Origin of the sequence: Pseudidiomarina sp. (assembly GCF_048267825.1) — a bacterium.
GTDB lineage: Bacteria > Pseudomonadota > Gammaproteobacteria > Enterobacterales > Alteromonadaceae > Pseudidiomarina.
In genome coordinates this window covers 1-19,922 of record NZ_JBLWWR010000015.1, presented here as the reverse complement: position 1 = coordinate 19,922, position 19,922 = coordinate 1, and the positions used below count along the sequence as shown (strand labels likewise).

General features: G+C 48.9%; 20 protein-coding genes. 9 read left to right on the top strand and 11 right to left on the bottom strand.

From position 1 onward, the window contains the following. Positions 1-4: 4 nt before the first annotated feature. A complete protein-coding gene (locus ACN0UN_RS10520; protein WP_128352576.1) occupies positions 5-556 on the bottom strand; it encodes a peroxiredoxin in 552 nt (183 codons plus the stop codon). 179 nt (positions 557-735) lie between these two features. On the opposite strand from ACN0UN_RS10520, the gene ACN0UN_RS10515 reads away from it, so the two are divergent. Beyond that, the gene (locus ACN0UN_RS10515; protein WP_417659932.1) at positions 736-1,650 is read left to right on the top strand and encodes a LysR substrate-binding domain-containing protein; all 915 of its coding nucleotides are present in this window, start codon (positions 736-738) and stop codon (positions 1,648-1,650) included. Positions 1,651-1,676: 26 nt separating this feature from the next. Here the strand turns inward: ACN0UN_RS10515 and ACN0UN_RS10510 are convergent, their stop codons facing one another. After that, positions 1,677-2,102 (bottom strand): hypothetical protein, encoded by a 426-nt coding sequence (locus tag ACN0UN_RS10510; RefSeq protein WP_417659931.1) that lies wholly within the window; start codon positions 2,100-2,102, stop codon positions 1,677-1,679. Positions 2,103-2,234: 132 nt separating this feature from the next. Here ACN0UN_RS10510 and ACN0UN_RS10505 point away from each other — a divergent pair, with 132 nt between their 5' ends. After that, entirely contained in the window at positions 2,235-3,371 is a 1,137-nt protein-coding gene (locus tag ACN0UN_RS10505; RefSeq protein ID WP_417659930.1) for a PQQ-dependent sugar dehydrogenase, read from the top strand. A 3-nt stretch (positions 3,372-3,374) separates the two neighbouring features. Next, positions 3,375-5,363: a TonB-dependent receptor family protein gene (locus tag ACN0UN_RS10500; protein WP_417659929.1), complete on the top strand. Its 1,989-nt coding sequence runs from the start codon at positions 3,375-3,377 to the stop codon at positions 5,361-5,363. Here the strand turns inward: ACN0UN_RS10500 and ACN0UN_RS10495 are convergent. Both ACN0UN_RS10495 and ACN0UN_RS10490 read right to left on the bottom strand, forming a co-directional pair. Beyond that, positions 5,347-6,705: a sigma-54-dependent transcriptional regulator gene (locus ACN0UN_RS10495; RefSeq protein ID WP_417659928.1), complete on the bottom strand. Its 1,359-nt coding sequence runs from the start codon at positions 6,703-6,705 to the stop codon at positions 5,347-5,349. The genes ACN0UN_RS10500 and ACN0UN_RS10495 overlap by 17 nt on opposite strands. Positions 6,706-6,708: 3 nt before the next feature. Further along, on the bottom strand, positions 6,709-8,046 hold the full coding sequence (locus ACN0UN_RS10490; RefSeq protein ID WP_417659927.1) for a sensor histidine kinase: 1,338 nt from the start codon (positions 8,044-8,046) through the stop codon (positions 6,709-6,711). A gap of 159 nt (positions 8,047-8,205) precedes the next feature. Between ACN0UN_RS10490 and ACN0UN_RS10485 the strand changes: the two genes are divergently transcribed. Beyond that, complete coding sequence (locus ACN0UN_RS10485; RefSeq protein WP_417659926.1) at positions 8,206-8,580, top strand: DUF4168 domain-containing protein; 375 nt, start codon at positions 8,206-8,208, stop codon at positions 8,578-8,580. Positions 8,581-8,677: 97 nt separating this feature from the next. On the opposite strand, the gene ACN0UN_RS10480 is transcribed toward ACN0UN_RS10485, so the two are convergent. After that, entirely contained in the window at positions 8,678-9,370 is a 693-nt protein-coding gene (locus ACN0UN_RS10480; RefSeq protein WP_417659925.1) for a type 1 glutamine amidotransferase domain-containing protein, read from the bottom strand. Between the two features lie 91 nt (positions 9,371-9,461). Here ACN0UN_RS10480 and ACN0UN_RS10475 point away from each other — a divergent pair, with 91 nt between their 5' ends. The 3 genes from ACN0UN_RS10475 (at position 9,462) to ACN0UN_RS10465 (ending at position 12,637) form a co-directional block, all read left to right on the top strand. After that, positions 9,462-9,956 (top strand): PH domain-containing protein, encoded by a 495-nt coding sequence (locus ACN0UN_RS10475; protein WP_417659924.1) that lies wholly within the window; start codon positions 9,462-9,464, stop codon positions 9,954-9,956. Further along, positions 9,949-11,439: a PH domain-containing protein gene (locus ACN0UN_RS10470; protein WP_417659923.1), complete on the top strand. Its 1,491-nt coding sequence runs from the start codon at positions 9,949-9,951 to the stop codon at positions 11,437-11,439. The genes ACN0UN_RS10475 and ACN0UN_RS10470 overlap by 8 nt, the downstream gene beginning before the upstream one ends. 196 nt (positions 11,440-11,635) lie before the next feature. Then, positions 11,636-12,637 carry a hypothetical protein gene (locus tag ACN0UN_RS10465; RefSeq protein WP_417659922.1) on the top strand — a complete coding sequence of 334 codons (1,002 nt, stop codon included), beginning with the start codon at positions 11,636-11,638 and terminating at the stop codon, positions 12,635-12,637. On the opposite strand, the gene ACN0UN_RS10460 is transcribed toward ACN0UN_RS10465, so the two are convergent. Both ACN0UN_RS10460 and ACN0UN_RS10455 read right to left on the bottom strand, forming a co-directional pair. Further along, entirely contained in the window at positions 12,634-15,201 is a 2,568-nt protein-coding gene (locus ACN0UN_RS10460; RefSeq protein WP_417659921.1) for an EAL domain-containing protein, read from the bottom strand. The two genes, ACN0UN_RS10465 and ACN0UN_RS10460, sit on opposite strands and share 4 nt — an antisense overlap. Positions 15,202-15,253: 52 nt before the next feature. Beyond that, the gene (locus tag ACN0UN_RS10455) at positions 15,254-15,715 is read right to left on the bottom strand and encodes a methyltransferase family protein (protein ID WP_417659920.1); all 462 of its coding nucleotides are present in this window, start codon (positions 15,713-15,715) and stop codon (positions 15,254-15,256) included. A 49-nt stretch (positions 15,716-15,764) separates the two neighbouring features. Between ACN0UN_RS10455 and ACN0UN_RS10450 the strand changes: the two genes are divergently transcribed. Continuing rightward, a complete protein-coding gene (locus tag ACN0UN_RS10450; protein WP_417659919.1) occupies positions 15,765-16,331 on the top strand; it encodes a gamma-glutamylcyclotransferase in 567 nt (188 codons plus the stop codon). Here ACN0UN_RS10450 and ACN0UN_RS10445 read toward each other — a convergent pair. The 4 genes from ACN0UN_RS10445 to ACN0UN_RS10430 form a co-directional block, all read right to left on the bottom strand. After that, the gene (locus ACN0UN_RS10445; protein ID WP_417659918.1) at positions 16,328-16,804 is read right to left on the bottom strand and encodes a hotdog fold domain-containing protein; all 477 of its coding nucleotides are present in this window, start codon (positions 16,802-16,804) and stop codon (positions 16,328-16,330) included. The two genes, ACN0UN_RS10450 and ACN0UN_RS10445, sit on opposite strands and share 4 nt — an antisense overlap. A 29-nt stretch (positions 16,805-16,833) precedes the next feature. After that, positions 16,834-17,775, bottom strand: a complete 942-nt coding sequence (locus ACN0UN_RS10440) for a phospholipase A (RefSeq protein WP_417659917.1) — start codon at positions 17,773-17,775, stop codon at positions 16,834-16,836. Beyond that, a complete protein-coding gene (locus ACN0UN_RS10435) occupies positions 17,762-18,796 on the bottom strand; it encodes a saccharopine dehydrogenase family protein (RefSeq protein ID WP_417659916.1) in 1,035 nt (344 codons plus the stop codon). Before ACN0UN_RS10435 ends, ACN0UN_RS10440 begins: the two co-directional genes overlap by 14 nt. 70 nt (positions 18,797-18,866) lie before the next feature. Further along, the gene (locus ACN0UN_RS10430) at positions 18,867-19,325 is read right to left on the bottom strand and encodes a YccF domain-containing protein (RefSeq protein ID WP_417659915.1); all 459 of its coding nucleotides are present in this window, start codon (positions 19,323-19,325) and stop codon (positions 18,867-18,869) included. A gap of 129 nt (positions 19,326-19,454) precedes the next feature. Between ACN0UN_RS10430 and ACN0UN_RS10425 the strand changes: the two genes are divergently transcribed. Beyond that, the gene (locus tag ACN0UN_RS10425) at positions 19,455-19,859 is read left to right on the top strand and encodes a BON domain-containing protein (RefSeq protein ID WP_417659914.1); all 405 of its coding nucleotides are present in this window, start codon (positions 19,455-19,457) and stop codon (positions 19,857-19,859) included. The last annotated feature ends 63 nt before the right edge of the window (positions 19,860-19,922 follow it).

Below are 19,922 nucleotides of genomic sequence, written 5' to 3'. Positions count from 1 at the left end.
CTAATTACAGGGTGTCACCGCCTACTGCGCGGTTACATGGACACAATTCATCGGTTTGCAAACCGTCTAAAATACGCAGTACTTCAGTTGGGTTACGGCCTACATTTAAGTTGTTTACTGACACGTGTTGAATCACACCGTGTGGGTCAACAACAAAGGTTGCGCGCAGCGCAACATTTTCGACTTGGTCACGCACACCTAAACCGTCAACCAAAGACTTCACACCGTTGTCAGCGAATGACCACTGATTCAAGCTTTTCAGGTCAGGGTGTTCACGGCGCCATGCCAACTTCACGAATTCATTATCCGTGCTGCCGCCCATAACCACTGCGTCACGGTCAGCGAATTCTTCGTTCAGTTTCGCAAACTCAACAATTTCAGTTGGGCATACGAAGGTGAAATCTTTCGGGTAGAAGTAAATGATTTTCCATTTACCTTCAAAGCTATCGTTGTTAATTGTTTCGAACGCGCTTTTGCCATCTTCTTCTGGCAGGTTGAAGCCAGGTTTTACACCAACCACTTCAAATTCTGGTAACTTATCGCCTACTGTTAACATATGTGTGTCTCCTTGTTAGACAAACTAAACGTAAAGGTTTTGAGACATTGCGCCTCAGCTCGGGGACTATAGTAGGCGCTGGATTAAATTTGTTAAAACGAATAAAACGGATTATCATAATCGAAAATACTAATTAAACGGTTTTGTTATTTAATCTGTCAGCCACGGTGAGGCACCTCATGAGCAAACTACCTAGCTTAAAAAATCTCAGCTACTTATTAGCATTGCATCAGCATCAAAACTTCAATCGCGCTGCAACTGCCTGTAATGTCAGCCAGTCCACCTTAAGCAGTGGTATTCAAAATTTGGAAGAACAATTGGGGTGTCAGCTTATAGAGCGTGACCACAAATCGTTTTTATTTACCGGTATGGGTGAAGAGGTCGTCGAGCAAGCACGTCATATTCTAACTTCTACGGAAGAGCTGCTGTATTTTGCGCAAAGTCAGGGCAAAACAATGGAAGGTCCGCTGCGAATCGGCTGTATTCCAACCATTGCGCCATTCTTACTTGGCGATTTAAGTAAAAAGCTGCAGCGTGACTACCCAAATTTACAGTTGAATATTCGTGAAGACACAACCGCCAATTTGCTGCATTTGTTGCGCAATGGTGAACTTGATGTGTTGGTGCTGGCGCTGCCGATGGACATTCAAGGCAACCAAAGTTACGTATTAGGCCGTGACCCATTCAAGCTGGTGATGCATAAAATATTGGCGGAGAAACTGGAAGAACCGGTGCAATATAACAAGCTGCCGGATAACTCTATTTTCTTATTGGAAAAGGAACATTGCTTAACCGGCCATGCCGTTGCAGCATGTGAATTGGCCGATTCCAGTAAAATTAATCCATTTACTGCCACCAGCCTACACAGCTTAGTGCAAATGGCCGACGCCGGTTTAGGCGCTACCTTCTTGCCACAAATGGCAATTGATCGGGGTATTTTAAACGGAACTGATTTGGTGGCGTTAAAGCCGACAGGGAAGGAAGCGTCACGCGACATTGGCTTGGTCTATCGGCCGACTACGAACCGCCGTCAGACATTCCGACGCTTTGCCGAGGTTGTCGCACAACTTCTGCCCGAGCCGCTACTTGAGTAGCGGCCAGAGCAAAAATAAAACGTGGTTTAAGGTGCTGTGCGCAGCTCGCTAAGACGCGGACCGATACTGGCTTGATCAGGTGCTTTTTCAGCGCGAACTTGTGCCTCAGAGAGGTCAACTTCTTGACCCAGTTCAGCGGAAATAAGCGCCTGCAGCTGATCAGGAGTTAGGTTTTTACCTGCTTGCACAACGCGCAAGTCAGAATCGTCACCCGTAGCTGCCGAATTCGGCAAATAAATGGTACCGTTAGAAAAGTCGACAGCAAAAGCTATAACGCCAGGTACTAAAAAGAATAGTAAGCCAATGCCATTTAGCGCCGCAACGCCAGCATCGATTTTTCCGCTTGTTTGCCCCTTGCGCTCTGGATACAGGATGGTTCCGCACGCACTAAGGTGCATGGTCACCAGAATCATTGCAGCGGCTTTCATTGTGTTACGTTTGAAATCTACCATTAAATACTCCTTGAGAAGGTGTTAATTTCTTGTAATACATTGAGTGTAGCGAAAAAAAAGCAATCCAAATTCCTATTTAAACTATATTTACACTAGTACAGATTAGTGTATTAGCAACCAAAGGAGAACCTTATGTTACGCACTTTACTTGCGGTAAGTGTTACTGCAGCGCTGACATTAAATGCCTCATCAGCTGCGGCTGAAACCGTTTCAACTGAGCGTCACAAGGTATCGATTACTAGCCTGACCAACAAATTAAATAAGCCTTGGGGAATGTCGTTTTTACCTTCGGGCGACTTATTAGTTACCGAGAAATCTGGTGCTTTGCGTCGTGTGAAACTCGACGGTTCAATCAGTGTACCACTAACTGGCGTACCGAGTGTGGTTGATAAAAGCCAAGGCGGATTACTCGATGTTGCGGTTGACCCAAACTTTGCCGATAACAACTACGTTTACATCAGCTATTCTGAAGCCGACCCGCAGGGCGGCGATGGCAACAGCACTGCGGTAATGCGCGCAACGCTTACCGATACAGGGTTAACCAACGGCAAAGTGATTTTCCGTGGCGCACCCAAGTATAAAAGTGGCGCACACTTCGGCTCGCGTTTAGTGTTTGCCCCAGATGGTCATTTGTTTATTACGCTGGGCGACAGATATTCAGCCATGGACGACGCCCAAACACTGGATAATCATCACGGCAAAGTGGTGCGAATTAAGCCTGACGGCAGCGTCCCAAGTGACAACCCCTTCGTTGGCAAAGCTGACGCACTACCAGAAATCTGGTCATACGGGCACCGCAATGTGCAAGGTGCAGCAATTCACCCAACCACGGGTAAGCTGTGGACCGTTGAGCATGGCCCTAAAGGCGGTGATGAAATCAATATCCCTGAAGCTGGCAACAACTACGGCTGGCCCATTGCCACTTATGGTGTGGACTACGATGGCAGCATTATCAGTGACAAAACTCATGTAGAAGGCACCATTCAACCGCATTACTATTGGGTGCCTTCAATTGCTACTTCAAACATGATTTTCTATACCGGCGATAAATTCCCAGCCTGGCAGGGCGACTTGCTGGTTGCGGCACTCAAAGGATCACAAGTTGCGCGGCTTGATCTTGAGGGTGACCGCGTGATGCATGAAGAAACTTTATTTGAAGAGGCTGTAGAACAACGGATTCGCGATATTGAACAGGGTCCAGACGGCTATATTTATCTGATTACCGATGACCGCGATGGTCAGCTTATTCAAATTAAACCTTCGGAATAAACTATGTTTGTAAGTAGTCACTTACTGCTTTTGTCAACGCTGGCTTCGGCCAGCGTTGCTGTTGATGAAGTCATTGTCGTGAATCAGAGTAAGCCGCGCGCCGCGAAAGAAACGCCTGCGTCTATCAGTAATGCGGACGTTTCCGAGCAGCCGGCCGGGCTGCGTATTGATGCGGCCGAATTACTCAAAGGGCTCGCTGGTGTACAAGCTGACTCGCGCGCGAACTATGCGCAAGACACACGCATCACTTTGCGAGGTTTCGGTGCCCGTTCTGCGTTTGGTGTGCGTGGTATTGTTTTGCAGCTTGACGGCATTCCTTTGAGCATGCCCGATGGCCAAGCCCAAACCTCAAGTATCTTGCTGGATGAGCCCGAAAACGTTCAGGTGATTCGTGGCCCGTTGGCAACGATATACGGCAATAGCGCCGGCGGTATGGTGCAATGGTTCAGTCGGCGGCCGGATACCACACAACTGCGTGTTGACGCCATGGCTGGCAGTAACGCCACGCAGCGCCAGCTATTGCAGGGTGACTGGGTAGGCGACTCGACCGCTATACGTGTTGTGGGTACACGTTTACGCACCGATGGTCCGCGCGAGCACAACAGCGCTGAGCGCGATCAACTGGCGCTGCGCTGGTATCAAGATTTAAGCGATAGCGTAGAGATGATCGTGCGCTTGGACGACAACAACGCCCCACGGTTACAAGACCCTGGCTCACTAAGCCCCGATGACTGGCGTGCTGATCCCACGCAAACGTTTGCCGGTGCAACGCGCTTCAATACCCGCAAAGCCATTCATCATCAACAAATGTCGGTGTCGCTGCGTAGCCAAGACGGCTGGCATATCAACAGTTGGAAAGGCTGGCGTGATATTGAACAGTATCTGCCGTTTCCTGGTGGGGATATTCGTGGCTCGGGTGCAGTGATTGATTTACGCCGCAGTTTCATTGGCCTTGATGCCAGCTACGATTACAACTGGGAATTCTCTCAGCCGTTAACCACAACGGTTGGCGTGCATCATGCAGAGCAAGATGACCGCAGGTTTGGGTACGAGAATAACTTTGGCGATCGCGGTGAGCTACGCCGCAACGAGCTTGGCGAAGTGACACAGCAGGCCATCTACAGCTTAACCGATTGGCGCCCGCTGGACGACTTCACAGTACTTGCTGGGTTGCGTTACAGCGACGTTGATTTTGGTGTGGATGATTACTTTGTGGTACCAAACAACCCTGATGATAGTGGCGCACAGCGCCAGCATGCATGGAGTTGGAGCCTCGGGTTAAATTATCAGATTCATGACAATTGGCAGGTGTTTATAGCCCGCGGTAATGGTTTTGAAACGGCAACACTAACGGAATTGGCCTACAGCAACACCGAAACCGGTTTAAACACAGAGCTTGGCGCTGCGTATAATCAGCAATGGGAAGCCGGAGTCAATTGGCAGGGTGAATCATTGCAAGCCCAGTTAACCGCATTTCGGATTGATACCACGGACGAGATTGTGGTCGACCAAAGTATTGACGGCCGAACCACATACACCAATGCTGGCCTGACCGAACGTAAAGGTATTGAGCTTGAAGCAACGTGGCTTTTCAGCGACAACTGGAATTGGCGCACAGCTGCGACTCTGCTTGAAGCAAACTACAGCAGCGGTGAACGCTTACCCGGTGTTGCAGAGCGCCAATTGTACAGTCAGCTAAACTGGGACTATCGGCCAGAGCAACGATTGAGCGTGATTACAGAATACCGTGGTGACGTTGCTGCGAATGACACCAACACCGTTATCGCACCGAGCCATACTTTATGGCACCTGAATTGGCGCGCAAATTACAGTGTTGGCCAGTGGCAAGTATCACCTTGGCTAAACCTGCACAACCTCACCGACAAAGCCTATGTCGGTTCCGTGGTGGTTAACCAAGGTAGCGGACGCGCATTTGAGCCGGGCACGGGGCGCGAACTGCAAGCGGGTGTGCAATTTAATCGTCGTTGGTAAGCCAACGGTACAAGGTGCGGCGCGTAATGCCCAATATGCGCGCTGCGCGTTGTTTGTTCCCTTCCGTATGGGCTAGCACCTTGCGCACATAATCAGCCTGCAACGCATCCATCGATGGCCACTGCTCAGTTGCATCGGTCGCAACTTCTGGCACCTGGTCGAGGCGCATTCGTGCTGGTAGGTGGTCCGCATCTATCCAGTCACCGTCACAAAAAGTAACCGCACGTTCAATGGCATTTTGTAATTCGCGTACGTTGCCGGGGAAATTGTAGGAATAAAACAAGTCTTGCGCTGCCGCGGTTAAGCCTTTTATCCGTTTATTCTGCTGCTCGCTAACCTGCTGAATAAAGTGTTCAGCCAACAACGCCACATCATCTCCACGATGGCGCAACGGCGGTACTTTTATCGCAAAAGTTTCCAGCCGATAAAATAAGTCTTCGCGGAAACTTTTATCAGCGACCTTTTGCTCTAAGTCTTGATGGGTCGCGGCAAGAATGCGCACATCAATCTGCACTTCCTGATCGCTACCAACGGGTCGCATTTTCCCTTCCTGCAAAACGCGCAGCAGCTTCGCTTGCAAGGCCAGTGGCATTTCGCCAATTTCATCCAGCAACAGTGTTCCGCCATTGGCTTCTTTGAGCAGGCCTGCGCGTGCTTTTTGAGCGCCGGTAAATGCTCCGGCGGCGTGCCCGAAAAATTCACTCTCTAATAATTCCGCCGGAATACCGGCACAGTTAACTGCTAAAAATGGGCCTGCCGCGCGTTGGCTTTGTTGATGCAATGCTTGTGCAACAAGCTCTTTACCCGTGCCGCTTTCGCCTAAAATTAACACGGCGCCTTCAACCGGCGCCACCCGCTCAATTTCATCGTACAGCTTTTGCATCACACGGCTTTTTCCGATAATTCCCGCTGGCCCTTCCGCGGTGCGCTGCTGCGACTGGCGATACTGCTCAACTTCATCACGTAACTGATGAAATGTTAGTACCCGCTCAACACTAACCAACAAGTGCTCAAGATCTAACGGCTTGGTCAGAAAGTCATCTGCACCTTGTTTTAAAGCTTCTACGGCTTGGTCCACGGTGCCAAAGGCGGTGATGAGAATAAGGGGGGGCGCCTTGTCCTGAGTTTGCAATTGCGCCAGCAACTCAAGGCCGCTCATACCCGGCAGGCGAATATCACTGACCACCAACTGTGCTTCGAACGTGGTTTGCTGGTCCTGAAATGATTCAACGTCAGTAAACGCTGCGACGTTATAACCGACACTTTCCAGTTCTTCGTGTAGCAACTCACGTAAACCTGGGTCATCTTCAATTACCGCAATGCGAACGCTTTTGGTGTTCATGGTTTAGCTCCTGTTCGCTTGTTGCTTGCGCGGCAACGTTAAGACCACTTCGCAACCACCAACCGTTTGGTCGTTGGTGTGCCAGTTCTTCAGGGACAGCATGCCTTGGTGATCCGCCATAATGTAACTGACAAGCGCCAAGCCAAGCCCCGTACCCTCGCCGGTTTTCTTAGTGGTGGTGAATGGCTTCGTTAAATCTTCTTGCGCAACACTATCAGGTAATCCGGCACCATCGTCGCGCACATGAATGGAAATTTGGTCAGGTGCAGTGTTTACGGCCACTTCAACGTTGTGTTCTGCGGCTTGCAGCGCGTTTCGCAATATATTCACTAAGGCGAGCTCCAGTCGTTGCGCGTCAGCTTCAATGGTGATCGCTGAAGGGGGGTGATTTAACGCGACTTTGGGCCCGCCTTGCGACTGTTCAAATGAGATACTGTTGCATGCTTGATCAAGCAAGCTGGAAATCGTTACAGGCTGCTTCGCTGAAACTGGCGTGCGGCTGAATGCCAGCAGTTGTTTGACCATTTTGGTTAAACGCTGAACTTGGCCACGAATTGCTTGCAATTGCCGTTGTGACTCTGGGTCGTCATGACGTTTTAGCAATTGCTTGGCGCGCCCATCAATAACCGTAAGCGGTGCACCAAGCTCATGTGCAACGCCACTCGACACCTGACCGATAGCAACCATCTTTTCCTGTTCCCGGCGCTGTTGTTCCAGCTTGAGTTCCACATAGCGACCAACGCCGCGGTAATGCCCGAACACTAAGATAGCTACTGTTGCCAGCGCCAGTACCAACCAAGTACCCCATGCGATTTGGGACAGTTGTGTAAATGAGTTGTCGAAATCTTGAGCTCGGCGGTTTAGCTGCATGAACCCAATAATTTGGCCGCCACGGTCTTGAATAGGCACAAACTGCGAAAATACATCGCGCCCTGCCACTTGCCGATAGCTGTCTTGCGTTTCGCCGGTGAGGATAACTTGCTCCGCCAACAGGCTTTCGGATAAATCCCGCTCGGTAACCCCAGCAGATGCAACAAGTGCGCCCTCGGTATCATAAACCGAGGCACCATATACGCGACCGATTTTAAATACCGAGTCGAGGCTAGCCTGAACCGCTGTAATGTCACGCCGAATCAGCGCATCACTGACGGGCACATGTATAGCTCGCCCGACCAATTCAAGGTCATCGCGCAACCGCTCATTCTGAAATTCTGCGGCACGTTCAAGCCCGATACCTATCGCGATACCGGACAGTGCCAACAATGGCAGCATGATGTAAAACGTCAACGTTCGCTGTAGGCCCGACCCCTTGGCTAACCATAGGCTGTATCTTTTTGTCACGGTTTATTCCTGCAAAGTGTGTATCGAAATTATACACAAATCAGTAACGTGGATCGAGGCTCCAGCGTTTAATCTTTAATTACAATGAGTTATCTAATTCTCGAAAGTTGGCACACCTCTTGCAACATTAAAATTGAACTCAAAATAGGAGATATATCTATGCGTAAAACAATGACAGCTTTAGCAATCGCGGCTTTATTTTCTGGTTCTGCGGCAATGGCTGCACCACAAGAAGGTCAGTCACAACAGCAACAAATGATGCAGCAACAGCAGTCGATTGAACTAACTGATGCGATGCTGGAAAAGTTTGTTACTGCCATGAGCAATGTGCAGGAAATCAGCAATAAATATTCAGAGCAGTTCCAAAGCGCTGAAGATGCTGAGCAAGCGCAAGAAATTCAGCGTAAAGCACAAGAAGAAATGGTGTCAGCTGTGAATGATTCTGGTCTTTCACCGCAAGAGTACAACACCATTGTTCAGCGTATTCAGCAAGACGAAGAGCTACGTGCTCGCTTGCAGGAAATGACTGAATAAACGCGTATTAATCAACACGCAGCAACAAAAAAAGCCAACCCCAAGGTTGGCTTTTTTGTGTCCGTTGTGTCGGATGTTATACCGACCAATGTGCCACTTAATTCACGTGAAGCGCTTTTAAGCGTTTTAGCAACTCGCCAGCAACTGCCTCTGAACTTGCCGGGTTTTGCCCAGTAATTAAATTGCCATCCACCACGGCCAATGGTTTCCAGTCATCAACTTTCTGATACACACCACCGAGTTCTTTCAGCTTATCTTCAAGCAAGAATGGAACAACGTCCGTTAAGCCCACCGCAGCTTCCTCAGTGTTCGTGAAGCCACTGACTTTACGGCCTGCTACTAGCGGCTTACCCGCTGGGGTTTTCACATTCACTAACACCGCTGGCGCATGGCATACCGCTGCAACCGGTTTTTCTTGCTCCCAGAACTGTTGTATCAGGCCAATGGATAGTGGGTCTTCGCTTAAATCCCACAGCGGGCCATGCCCACCTGGGTAGAAAACCGCATCAAATTTATCGGCTGTAACTTCGCTTAATTTGAGGGTTGTCGCAAGCTTCTCCATTGTCTCAGGGTCTTCAAACAAACGCACTGTTGCTGTCGTTTGTGCATCGGACTGTTCACTGTTTGGATCAATTGGCGGCTGGCCACCTTTGGGGCTGGCTAACACCACTTCAGCACCCGCATCTTTAAATGCGTAGTACGGTGCGGCGAATTCTTCGGCCCAAAAGCCAGTCTTATGGCCACTGTCACCGAGCTGCTCGTGCGAGGTTAAAACCATTAAAATTTTCATGAGCTTGCTCCTATTTTTTTACTTCGTGTTAGAGTTACATGAAAGATACATGGGTGCTAAAACATACCTTTTCAAGTAAGGAAACGATCACATGACAATTGCGTGGAAGCCTGTTGAGCCCGCTTACAAAACTTATTTACAGTTAATTGTGCTTATCGATATGAGTATTTTGGCGCTCATTGCGATTGGCTTGTATCTGTTCAGCCCGTCAACTGGCTGGCTGCCTAACCCACTATGGCTGGGAATTCCTTGGGCGGTTTTAACCTTATTTTTCGGCCTATTCTGGTCATCACGTCGATTTCAATTTACCGCTTATGCAAGCACCGATGTGTCCATGCACTTGCGCCGCGGCGCATTATGGCGCTTAACCCGCGCTGTACCGCTGAATCGCATTCAACATGTGGAAGTGCGCCAAGGGTTTATTGAGCGTCTGCTTGGGCTTGCGCACCTGACGTTATACACCGCCGGCAGTGGTGGTGCAGATTTAAGTATACCAGGGCTAAAACTGGCGACTGCGGAAGCCATGAAAGCAGAGCTGGTGAATACTATTGCTGCAGAGCCAGTGAGTGACAAGAACGATGACTGAGTTAACTTGGCAACGCACTTCGCTATTAACACTGGGCTTTTTCGTTGCAAAAGAAATACGGCAGTTTGTCCGTAACATTACCAACTTTATTCCGGTACTCGCCGTAATTTTTGTAACCGATAACGACTGGCTACCTTACGCGGTAGGCGGCGGCTACTTAGTTTTTATTGTGATCAGCGCCATTTTGAACCATCATTTTTTCCTGTATGCGCTTACCGATGACGCAGTACACCTGCGCACTGGGGTATTTGGCAAAAAGAGTCTCACCCTGAAGTATGAGCGTATTCAACAGGCTGAGCTGGATCAGACTTGGTATTTCCGGCCGTTTAATCTAACCATTTTGCGCGTCGACAGCGCAGGCTCAGCTGGCAAGGAAGTTGAAATACCGGGCTTACCAATAGCACTGGCCCAAGACTTACGCCAACGTATGTTGGCGCAAGCGGCAAGCACGCACCGTTCAACCGACGCGGAATCCAATGGCGGTTCGGTGAGTGAAAGCGCACAACACACAGATTTACAACGGAACTATTCGCTCAGTGAAATTGTTCGCGCGGGCATTATGGACAATAAAGTTTTCGTACTGCTGGCCGTGCTTATCTACCCACTTTCGCAAACCGATGTGCTGGAAGAGCAGCTTGTTCCTTGGTTGGAAGCCAACGTAAAATTTATTGAGCAAAGCTTGTGGTTAAATGTCGGGCTGGTGGTAACCGCGCTGCTGGTTTTATTTACCTTAGCTATTGGTGTCACAATTGCCAGTTACTATAATTTACAGTTCACCATTGCTAATCAGCGTTATCAGGCCCGCTCGGGGCTGTTTAGTATTCGCACGGTAAGTTTTCGCTACCATAAATTACAACGCGTACGCCTAAAGCAAAATCTTCGTGGCCGCCTGTTAGGTCGCTTTAGTGCGCGCGTCAGTCAACTGCAACCGTCCGCGCATGCGCAACAACAAGGTTCTGCCGGTGCTTTTGTTCTCCCCGTATTGACGCAAGCAGGCGTGGATGAGCTATGCCATTGGTTGCAACTGCCTGATAGAAGTACCGTGCCATGGCAGCGAATAAGCTCAATTGCGCTATTGAACCCGTCGTTCTGGGTGGCCTTGGTTGCGCCAGCAGTGGCTGTAGTGGGGTACTTTAATTGGCAACCGCCGCAACTTGGGCTGGTTATTGGCGCTCTGGTTTGGGTGCTTCTACAAGCCTACACCGTAGCGCGTTGGCAAAACTATGGCTATGTCATGACTGAAGGCTGGCTTGGTATTAAACGTGGCGTTTTTGGTCGTATTGAAAGTTGGTATCCGCTTTATAAAACGCAGCAGATAGACGTGTATCAGTCGCCGTGGTTACGTTTGCTCGGCTACGCTGACGTTGTTGTACACACCGCTGCCGGCGCACAAGTGATCAAATACCAACCGGCTGAAATCGCATTCAATCTACAACGTGACTGGAGCGCTACTATTGCTAACAACCACCAGCGTTGGATGTAGTTAAATAGCGCCGCAGAGTTCTTCGCTAGCGCAAATGCAATGGTGGCGTGGCATCGTTGTTCTCATACGAAAACAAGCTACGCAACAGTTTGTTACGCTTATCTGTCGACAGTAAATTGTTTTCGTGCCAGCATCAATAACAGTTCATTTTTTGAACACGCTCTTAATATCAGGAATTCACGTAAGGAACTCGCATATGTATACCGATGACGATTTAACGTCTGCCGTGCAAGAAGGGGTTTTGCCGGAAGCGCAGGCGCAAGCTTTCCGTGATTACGTGCAAAAACAACGGCACATGACCATTCAAGACGAAGAGCACTTTCGACTCATTAGTGGCTTCAATGATATTTTTGTCGTGATTGCGGCCGTACTCGCGCTCGTTGCTCTGGGTACTCTGGGTAATACGGTCACCCCTTGGCTTGGCGGCTTATTGGTTGCGGCAGCGGCTTGGGGTATGGCCGAATATTTTACTTTGAGACGACGCATGGCTCTGCCATCTATTGTCTTGTTAGGCTTTTGCTTGGGCGGCGTGTTTTTCGCGATAACCAATAATTTTGCTGTTTTGGATAGCCCTGGTAGCATTTCATTGCTGGCATTTTTCGTCACCACGCTGGTCGCTGTTGCGCACTGGTACCGTTTTAAAGTACCGCTCACGTTAGCTGCAGGACTCGCCGCATTCATTGGCATTTTAGTCTCGGCGTTATCCATGGTGTTTGCGTTTTCCGATACGTTACTAAAAGTTACCTTGTTTGCTTGCGGTGTGTTGGTATTTCTCTTGGCGCTGCGTTGGGACAGTCGTGATCGGCAACGACAAACCCGACAGTCAGACGTGGCGTTTTGGTTGCACTTATTGGCGGCCCCATTATTGGTGCATCCTATCTTCGTGACTTTAGCGGATAGCGATTTTGATGTTAGCGTAACCCAAGCTCTGATTACTCTCGTGCTTTACCTGGTGCTTAGTGCGATGTCGCTGATTCTTGATCGACGTGCGTTGATGGTCTCGGCCTTGTCATACGTTATTTATGTGTTTGGTGCGCTGCTGACAAGCTTCGGTGTGGTGAATTTAGGTGCAGCAATTATTGGCTTGGTCATTGGCTTCGGGTTGTTATTGTTGTCAGTATTTTGGCATCCACTTCGGGTTCATTTGATGCGCATGGTGCCTGAAAAAATTCAATTGCTGGTGCCGCCCATCCGCTAATCAACCGTCAGCGCAGTACTTTCTAACAGGCGAGCCTGCCACTCTGCAATGGGCGCTGGCTTGCCGAACAAAAAGCCTTGAAACTTGGTACACCCCATTGCCTGCAAATGGTCGCGTTGCTTGACGGTTTCGACACCTTCGGCAATAACTGACAGCTTCAAGTTTCTACCCAAGCCCAGAATGGTTTGGGTTATGACATCGTCGTTCACATCAGTGAGCATATCGCGTACAAACGACTGATCAATTTTTAACTGGTACAGCGGAAGTTGCTTCAAATAAGCCAATGACGCGTAGCCGGTACCGAAATCATCCAGTGAGAAACGCACGCCCAGATCACCCAGCTTGTACATGCGCTTCACGGTCACGTCGACATTGTCAATTAACATGCCCTCTGTAATTTCAAGCTCCAACAACCCCGCCGGAAGTTTTGCTTCGCGCAGGCAATGCTCAACTTGAGTGACAAACCCGCCGTGGCGAAATTGCCGTGGGCTAATGTTCACTGCCAACGGAATATGCTTCAGCGCATCCATCGTTTGCCAATCGCTAAGCGTTCGACACGCCTGTTCGATGACCCAAGCACCCAGCGGAATAATGAGCCCACTTGCTTCAGCAATTGGAATAAATTCTGCCGGAGAAATTGAGCCGAGATCAGGATCTGTCCAGCGTAACAGCAGTTCTCCAGCAACCACTTCGTGACGTTCATTTACCTGCGGTTGTAAATGGACTTCAAGCTCTTGATGTTTCACCGCACGGCGCAACGCAGATTCAATTAACATGCGACGGTTAATATTTTCTTGCATTACCGGGTTAAAGAAACGAATCGACCCGCCCCCCTGAGCTTTTGCTTCAGAAATGGCCAAGTCTGCATTTTTTAGAAGCCCCGCCACGTCGTCTTGGCTGTCAGAAAACATCGTGACGCCAATGCTGGCGCTTGTGGTATGGGTTATGTCACCCAAATCATAAGGTTCAGCCAACAAATCCAACAATTCACGCGCCCAATTGCGAACATCCAATACCGCCTGATCGGTGTCCTGACTGATATCTTCTAAGATAACCACAAAGTCATCCGAGCCCAGTCGTGCTGCGGTATCGGTGTCGTCTATGCGTGCCCGAATTCGCTGTGCCACCTGCTGTAGCACGTTGTCACCAGCTATGTGACCCAAGGTTTCGTTAATAATGGTAAAATCTGTTAAATCAATTGTTAATAATGCGCCGTCGTATTGAGTTCTATTGGCACTGGCTAATGCATGTTCTAAGTTTTTTAATAACAGCTTACGATTCGCTAAGCCGGTAACGGTGTCGTAATACTCCAACTGATTTAACGACTCTTTAATCGTAATATGTTCAGTGATGTCCGTTGAAATACCGCACAGCGCATAAACACTGTCGTAGGCGTCACGCAACGGGATTTTTACTGATAAAAAGTGGCGTACCGAACCGTCAGTGGTGACATTGTCTTCTTCATTCGAAACTCGCAGACCCTGTTCAATAACACGCATGTCATTTTCGCGTAGGTGCGTGCAAGTTTCTTCATCAAAAAATGCTGTGTCACTCTGTCCGATGATGCCTGCCGTGGTAGTACCTAAATAATCGCAGACCTTTTTGTTCGCATACTGATATTTCAGTTCTTTATCTTTAATAAAAATATAGGCTTCAACGGAATCTAAAATGGTATTGAGCTTCAATTCACTGTGAAATAACTCCAGTGTTCGTTGCTTAACGCGGCGGCGGAGCCATAACAATACCCCTAACACCAACAACAATGTCGACACGAGCCCAACAACTAGAGCCAAAGGAAACAGCGGAGACTCTTCTTCCATCGCGCGCCAGCGTTTTAGTGTCTTAAACAGCGGAGAGTTGGGGTCTTGCTTCCACGTATTGATGTACGTGTCGATGGTGTTCAAAACAGGTTGCATGGCGCTGTTGGTTGCAACAACAAACAACCGTGCCGGCTGAAACATCACCGGCGTTGCTTCTAAATTGAGTTCCCGCGCGCGCTGATCGCCATAGAGATGGTTGGCAGCCACGGCGTCGGCCATGTCATTCACAACGGCCTGAAAACCTTCGTCAAACGATGTTACAGGAACCAAGGTGACATCAAGCCCGAAGTTTTCGGCAATGTTCACTAAATAATTTTGCTGTATTGAGTTTTCCAGCACCGCTATGCGAATATTATCAAGATCAAGCAGGGTGGAAATTTTCAAGCTACGCTGGCCGTAAAGCTGAGACCACGAATGCAAAATTGGGGTTTCGTGGAAAATAAAGCGTTCATCGCGCTTCTGATTTATAGCAACGTCTGGCATTAAATCAATTTCGCCTTGTTGCAGCAGTTGCAGGCACTCGTTCCATGCGCACGGAACCGCTTGGACTTGCCAACCTTCTTGTTCTGCAATCTCCTGAAACAGGTCGCCAAATATTCCAGAAAGTCGATCATTCTTTAACAAAATTTTAGGCGGGTTGTCGTAAACACCAACGCGTAGGGTGGATTTTTGCGCCAAAGCTGTCTGCCCAAAGGCGAGACAAGCTGCGGCCGCAAGACAGGCTAAGCCTAAAGAGTTCCGCAAGCAATTACCTCAAAATAATGAATGAAGTTAAACATATAGCAGCAAAACCCAATTAAAACCAGCGCCGCACATGTTTCCGATAGTCTAAAAATGCCTGACCGAACTTACTTTCTAATATGCGCTCTTCGGGAATGATTTGATAGCGGTTTATGTACAAAACATAGACAACTAACCACGCTAGGGCGGGTAGGTTGCCGATTTGCACGCCCCACCCGGCAAGAGCTAGCAAGAAACCAAGATACATCGGGTTGCGTGTGAATCGGTAAATGCCATGTGACACCAGTGCCGAGCTGGCATTTGGGTCCATCGGGTTGGCTGTAGTTTTCGCCTGTCGAAACGCAACAACGCCAGCGACTGCAATCAATGCGCCAATGGCCACTAATGCAACAGCTAATGATTTGGCATCGGTAAAGTGCCACGGCTCCATTGGTATTAATCGTGCCGTTAACGCCATCAAGCCGGCTGTCGCTGCGACAACAATCACGGGCGGTACTTTCAGTTCTAATGTGCGCATTTATTCTTTCCTTTTTCCAACGGGATATTTTGTTAAAATAGCTTCCGCTATGTCACACAATACAATTGCTCTAAATCAACAAAGCCAACCACTAGACCATCTCGAATCGGTCTGGTTATTCGGCTATGGCTCTCTGATTTATAAAGCGGATTTCCCCTTTATACAACGTCGACCGGCACGAATTCATGGTTGGGTACGGCGTTTTTGGCAAGGCTCCCATGATCATCGTGGCACGCCTGAGCAGCCCGGCCGGGTCGCAACGCTAATAGCAGACCCTGGCGCGGTATGCGCCGGCATGGCTTATCAGGTAACTCCCGACGTGTTTGCGCACCTTGACCACCGCGAAAAAAATGGCTACTTGCGCTTTTTTACTGAATTTGAATGGCTTGACGGCTCGGGCTCGGTAGAAGGCTTGGTTTACGTTGCAGGCCCTGACAACGAAGCGTTCTTAGGGCAAGCCAATGAAACCGATATTGCAGCACATATTGCCGCATCTGCTGGCCCAAGCGGCCCCAATGATGAGTATTTATTGAAGCTGGCCGATGCATTGCGTGAACTTGGCGAGCATGATGAACATGTTTTCGCGATTGAACAAGCTCTCAAGCAACTGAGCTAAATGGATTTTCTGGGCGGCTTTTCAGAAATATAAATGGTAATCACACCCTCAATAACAAGCGTACCATCACGACGAAAGCCTTGCACTGTTACTGGCAAATCACCGAGTTTCCACGCCTGTGGATCAGTGCTTGCGACAATACGAATATCGCTATCAGCCTTGGCGGTGTAGTTAACCGTCATGCCTTTCGGTATCCACCGCAAGTGCTTGGGTATGGACGCTTCAGCGAGCGCCCCCATGGCCATTTCAAGGCCATTGCATAACGCGATAGCATGCACTGTACCGATATGATTTTGCACTGCTTTTCGCTTCTTGAAGGTCAGTTCGCAATGGTTAGGTTGCAGCTCGGTAATGGTTGGCTTTATCGACTTAAAATAAGGCGCTTTTGCCGCAAACATGCGCGAAAACAACGCGCGCCCAAACGGATAACTCAGTGTTTTGTGGTAAAGCTTTAATAAGTAATTGTCTGTCATATTTTTGGCCGTACGACAACGCAAAGCGCTTAAATGTTTAATAACAAAAATCCAATGCCGATTCGATTCTGACGATGATTGTAGTCCAATAGGGTTTCACCATAGCCGGAAAAAATTTGGATATAAAAGCGCAAACCGTCTGGTTTTTCCGAGTTCAATGGGTGGGTAAAATCCAGACGCCAGGAACCTCTGTCCCACGACAGCTCTCGTGTAATCCGTGTGAGGCTGTAGGTGCTCAAGGCATTGCGCCACGAAAATCGATTTTCAAAGTTACCGCGAAAACGAATTAAATCTGGATTGTCGTCGTCATCGCCGGTTTCATTCACGCGCTGCTTCCATGTCGACTCCCAAACCACGGGCCCCCATTCAACAGCACCGCCAAAATACACATAATTCCAACTGCGTGAATCGGGCTTCCGTTGGCCGTTTGATTCATGAGCAAAACCTGCCTTCGCAAACCGTATTCGTGCATTGCCTGGAATAAAATCCCATTCGTCTTGCCACGGCAAAATGTAAAACACTTCCGGTTTATAGTCGGTGCTGCGAAACGGTGACGAATCATCAGAATTCCATGCTTGCCACAGTGAGGTTTGTGAATAAGCGACCCAAACATCGCCGCCAAACACCAGGTTTTCAAACAGTTTGGTTCGCAGTGACAGTTGCAGTTTAACTTCGGTGGGTTGGTAGCTTTCTAATGGCGTACCCGGCCCTCGAGTCGGCGACATCGGTTGTTCATTGGTGTCTGAACTGTAATGCGCTGGCAGGATAAAATTGGGTTGAAAGGTTCGCAAATCAAAAATGCCGCGCTTTTGATCTTGGCCTAAATCCCAAAAACGACCTACAAGATCGGATTCTTTGAACGCCTCAGCATCAAGTTCCTCTTGCGATTGTTCTGTACTGGTATCTTGTGCGTATGCAACGTGCGAAAAAGCCGCAACAACAAGCGCTACGGCACAACTACGCCACCACATAATACTTCTCCACCAAATCAGCACCGCAAAGCTTCGCTGGTGTGTAGAAGCCACCTGCTGGACTATGCGTCAAAATATATTGGGCCACATCAACCGCACCATGACTGGTTAGCCTGTAACCATTCATCACTGTAATTCGCAGCGTCTCGGTAACACCTTGAGCATTTTTGGCTTCACCCCAGACATAGGTAATAGCCTGCTCCAATTGTTTTTCATTCGGCCCAGCCGGTTGCTGCTCAACTTTTTTCTCAAGGAATTTCTTAACCGTTTCCAAACGCAGCAACCAACGAAACCAATTTAACCGTTTTAATTTTTTTACTAAATTCGGCGAGGCTGGAATGTACACCTCAATATTGGGAATGCCGGTGGTGTAATACGCCGTTGAAACATCACCCCAAGGAATTGTCATGGCAAATTTTTCGCCATTACCAAAATCTATGCTACGCGTATGGTAAGCCAATGGCACTGACGTGATTTTACCGTCACGCCGCACCGCGCCACCTTCGCCAAGACGGCGCACACTGGTTTTCGCCGTGCCGCGACTCATGCGCGAGGCTGAATCAAACCCTAACGTCAATTCTGTTGCGTCGGGCAATGCTTGCTTCAATTTAGCCGCAACACAGTCGGTTGGAATCACGTCAAAACCTACACCGGGGCAAAGCACCACGCCAGCTTGCTGCGCACGCTCGTGACAGGCATGCGCGTACTCAAACACACTCAATTCACCGGTAATGTCCACGTAATGGGTTTTGCTTGCCAAGCAGGCTTCTATCATTGGCGCAGCGGTAATTTCGAATGGGCCCGCGCAATGCACAACAAGATCAACATCTGCTAACGCGCGTTGCAGCGCGGTTGAATCACTTAAGTCAACAATGCATGAGGGCAGTTCAAGTTGCCCGGCGAGTTTATGGATTGCCTCGCTATTGCGTCCAGCAAGAACCGGTTGTAAGCCTTGTTGCTTCGCATACTGGGCCACCAAGGCTCCGGTATAGCCGTTCGCACCATAAATCATCCATTTCATTGGAATTTCCTCAACTTTTAATCGTTGCTTTAGTGTAGCAAGAACGGCCCCGATTAATTGGTTTCGCCAGTTATTTTTCTCTAAGTTTAGATACCGTGGTGGTCGCATTGTGCATACGGGCTGCTGCTGCCACTTCTTTACTGACGATAGTTTTGCCAATCGGTGATAATGCTACGCCCGCAAGTTTTAGATGCTGAATACCGAATGGAATGCCGATGATGGTGATAAATAGTGCAATGGCGGACACTAAATGACCCAGCGCCAGCCACCAACCCAGGAATATAAACCACAGAACATTGCCCAGGCAGCCAAACCCGCCGGTGCCCAGATCGCTCTTTTGGGTGAGTTCTTCGCGGCTAATGGCTTCTTGGCCAAATGGAAAGAAGGAGAATAAACCAATCACAAAACACGAGCGCCCCCAAGGAATGCCGACAATGGTTACAAACGCGAGAACACCAGCTAACCACCAGCCTAGCCCCATGATCGCGCCACCCAAAATAAACCACAACACGTTCCCTAATGTACGCATGTTACTTTTCCTTTTCTAAACTGCTTCAACGGCTTTAGTGTAAAGCGCAAAAGCTTTGTAAACCACCTCGATATTTTTTGCCACTTTACTATGTTTAGTTGCAACAACTTATAAAACAGGAGGTTTTACATGAAAACAATCACAACGTTAATTCTTGCATTCCTTGCAACCGTATCGTTAGCTGCTTGCTCGCAACAGGAGCAGGATGACACGCGCGACAAGGCACAGTCTTCGTTAGAACAAGCGACCGAGGCCACCAAACAGGCCGCAAGTGACGCTGCTGATTTCACCCGCGACACCGCAGAACGTACTGGCGACTTTCTTAGCGACAGTGCCATTACAGCACGGGTAAAAACAGCGTTGTTTGAGGCTGACCAGCTCAGTGCTAGCGCCATCAATGTTGAAACCATTGATGGCAACGTTGTACTCAGCGGCGTGGTGACAACCAGTGAAGAAGCTGATTTAGCAGCACAGCTCGCAAGCGGCGTTGAAGGTGTTAAGTCTGTCGAAAATGACATTGAAGTGCAGCAATAACTGAGTAGTTACCCCCCCATGTAGCGGCGCTAAGTAGCGCCTCTTTTTTATGCGTAATCGGTT

Coding starts and splice junctions, on each gene's coding strand:
- ACN0UN_RS10520 (WP_128352576.1), bottom strand. CDS start 556: ATGTTAACAGTAGGCGATAAGTTACCAGAATTTGAAGTGGTTGGTGTA.
- ACN0UN_RS10515 (WP_417659932.1), top strand. CDS start 736: ATGAGCAAACTACCTAGCTTAAAAAATCTCAGCTACTTATTAGCATTG.
- ACN0UN_RS10510 (WP_417659931.1), bottom strand. CDS start 2,102: ATGGTAGATTTCAAACGTAACACAATGAAAGCCGCTGCAATGATTCTG.
- ACN0UN_RS10505 (WP_417659930.1), top strand. CDS start 2,235: ATGTTACGCACTTTACTTGCGGTAAGTGTTACTGCAGCGCTGACATTA.
- ACN0UN_RS10500 (WP_417659929.1), top strand. CDS start 3,375: ATGTTTGTAAGTAGTCACTTACTGCTTTTGTCAACGCTGGCTTCGGCC.
- ACN0UN_RS10495 (WP_417659928.1), bottom strand. CDS start 6,705: ATGAACACCAAAAGCGTTCGCATTGCGGTAATTGAAGATGACCCAGGT.
- ACN0UN_RS10485 (WP_417659926.1), top strand. CDS start 8,206: ATGCGTAAAACAATGACAGCTTTAGCAATCGCGGCTTTATTTTCTGGT.
- ACN0UN_RS10480 (WP_417659925.1), bottom strand. CDS start 9,370: ATGAAAATTTTAATGGTTTTAACCTCGCACGAGCAGCTCGGTGACAGT.
- ACN0UN_RS10475 (WP_417659924.1), top strand. CDS start 9,462: ATGACAATTGCGTGGAAGCCTGTTGAGCCCGCTTACAAAACTTATTTA.
- ACN0UN_RS10470 (WP_417659923.1), top strand. CDS start 9,949: ATGACTGAGTTAACTTGGCAACGCACTTCGCTATTAACACTGGGCTTT.
- ACN0UN_RS10465 (WP_417659922.1), top strand. CDS start 11,636: ATGTATACCGATGACGATTTAACGTCTGCCGTGCAAGAAGGGGTTTTG.
- ACN0UN_RS10455 (WP_417659920.1), bottom strand. CDS start 15,715: ATGCGCACATTAGAACTGAAAGTACCGCCCGTGATTGTTGTCGCAGCG.
- ACN0UN_RS10450 (WP_417659919.1), top strand. CDS start 15,765: ATGTCACACAATACAATTGCTCTAAATCAACAAAGCCAACCACTAGAC.
- ACN0UN_RS10445 (WP_417659918.1), bottom strand. CDS start 16,804: ATGACAGACAATTACTTATTAAAGCTTTACCACAAAACACTGAGTTAT.
- ACN0UN_RS10440 (WP_417659917.1), bottom strand. CDS start 17,775: ATGTGGTGGCGTAGTTGTGCCGTAGCGCTTGTTGTTGCGGCTTTTTCG.
- ACN0UN_RS10435 (WP_417659916.1), bottom strand. CDS start 18,796: ATGAAATGGATGATTTATGGTGCGAACGGCTATACCGGAGCCTTGGTG.
- ACN0UN_RS10430 (WP_417659915.1), bottom strand. CDS start 19,325: ATGCGTACATTAGGGAACGTGTTGTGGTTTATTTTGGGTGGCGCGATC.
- ACN0UN_RS10425 (WP_417659914.1), top strand. CDS start 19,455: ATGAAAACAATCACAACGTTAATTCTTGCATTCCTTGCAACCGTATCG.